The following is a 410-nucleotide window of genomic DNA, read 5'->3' on the forward strand; positions in this document are numbered from 1 at the left end:
GCTCATAACAGAGGGGTTGCTATGGAAGATGGAGTGGGCAGATGAAGGGGGTATAATACAGTTCATTCCGCTGGAATCTGAGGCGATGGGGGAAATCGACGAAAAAGTACAGGCTCTTGCAGAACAAGAACCGTGGGATGGGGCTCTCAGAGGCTATAATGACGCATTTGAGCGTTATCTTAACGGAGATTTTGACGATACGCTTGTGACAAAGCTCTACAATAGTATTGAGGAAGTGCTACAGACAATTTGTGTTGATTTAGAAGGGTGGACTGACGACCGTGATAGAAGCCACGGATATTATCTTGACCTACTGAATGAGCATGATGTTTATGACGCCAATGGCATTACAGCACCTGAGCTAAATCAGTTATTAGACTCGTTAGAAAAAATGGTGAGCAAAGTAGGTA

General features: G+C 44.4%; 1 pseudogene. It reads left to right on the plus strand.

Features of this window, described 5'->3' with window-relative positions:
* Positions 1-28: 28 nt before the first annotated feature.
* Positions 29-410, plus strand: a pseudogene (locus IL252_RS17425) (hypothetical protein); the annotation flags it as partial.

This window comes from Halomicrobium sp. IBSBa (assembly GCF_017612575.1).
GTDB lineage: Archaea > Halobacteriota > Halobacteria > Halobacteriales > Haloarculaceae > Halomicrobium.